Annotated in this window: 1 protein-coding gene and 1 pseudogene; one reads left to right on the top strand and one right to left on the bottom strand. The window is 59.7% G+C overall.

From position 1 onward, the window contains the following. The coding region (gene hemA, locus HF921_RS13210; RefSeq protein ID WP_319025499.1) for a glutamyl-tRNA reductase at positions 1-977 on the bottom strand (977 nt) is incomplete at its 3' end. A 70-nt stretch (positions 978-1,047) separates the two neighbouring features. On the opposite strand from hemA, the pseudogene HF921_RS13205 reads away from it, so the two are divergent. Beyond that, positions 1,048-1,248: pseudogene (locus HF921_RS13205) on the top strand (tetratricopeptide repeat protein); the annotation flags it as partial.

Here is a 1,248-nt window from a genome sequence, read left to right as displayed (position 1 = left end):
AGGCAGGCATGCGCGATATCATTCAGATCGTCCAGTGTGTAGAGAAAACATTGCTCAACGCCTTCCACTTCCGAGGCGATATCCCGGGGTACGGCGAGATCCACCAGCATCAGATCTCTCTGCGCCCGCCGTAGCATAGCCGCGGAGACTGTCTCCAGCGTGAGTATGGGCAACAGACTCGCCGTGCAACTCACCACCACATCGGCGTCATGCAGGAGCTCCGGGATGGCCTCCAGTGCATGGGCATTGCCAGTAAATTTCTCGGCCAACTGCTGGCCGCGTTCCGCGCTGCGATTGGCTACGGCAAAACTCCCCACCCCATGCTCGCGCAGATGAGTCGCCACCAGTTCGATGGTATCCCCGGCGCCGATCAGCAACACCGACTTGCCTTCCAGGCTACCCAGCAACTGCTTGGCCAAGCTCACGGCAGCATAGGCCACACTGACCGGGGCTGAACCGATGGCCGTCTCCGACCGCACCCGCTTCGCCACGCGGAAAGCCCAATGCAACAGGCGATTCAGCACCGGCCCGGCGGCACCACTATCCGCAGCAGCCTGATAGGCATCCTTGACCTGACCAAGGATCTGCGGCTCACCGATGATCATGGAATCCAACCCGCAGGCCACGCGAAACAGATGGCGCACGGTCTCCGCATCACTGGAGTAATAAATATGCCCATCCAGCAATCGCGGGTCCACGCCGTGAAAGTGACAGAGCCAATCTTGCAAGGCTTGGCGATGGTAGCCCTGCCCGCCGTGGACATAAATTTCCGTGCGGTTACAGGTCGATACGATCAGGGTTTCCCTGGCCAACCCTTGCTCCAGCAAGTAGCGATAGGCCGCAACAAGGTTCTCCGGAGAAAAAGCGACTTTTTCCCGAACCGCGATAGGGGCAGTATGATGACTTAGACCAAGGCAGAAAATAGCAGCGACCGTCCCTGCAGAGCGACGATGAAGGGGCTGAATTGTCGCCGACACCGGACAGGATTGCAAGCCAGGTCCCTAGCGGTTATTGTGCTTGCTGGCAAAAAATGCGGGGAATGGGTAGATGAGGAGCAGGCTTGGGGGCATCGTGGCAGGTATTGTACTCAGCCTCGCCGCCGGAGGTGCAGCCGCCGACCCCGCCTCGGATGGCATGACCGGGGAGCAGCTCTATTATCTGTTAGTAGCCGAATTCGCCACCGTGCAACGGGAGCCACAACTGGCCATTCCAGCTTGGCGGGAAGCCGCCAAACTGGCGCCAGAAGCC

Source organism: Acidithiobacillus ferriphilus, from assembly GCF_018854775.1.
Classification (GTDB): domain Bacteria; phylum Pseudomonadota; class Gammaproteobacteria; order Acidithiobacillales; family Acidithiobacillaceae; genus Acidithiobacillus; species Acidithiobacillus ferriphilus.
The sequence above is the reverse complement of the archived record's forward strand: the minus strand, read 5'-3'. Positions and strand labels throughout refer to the sequence as shown.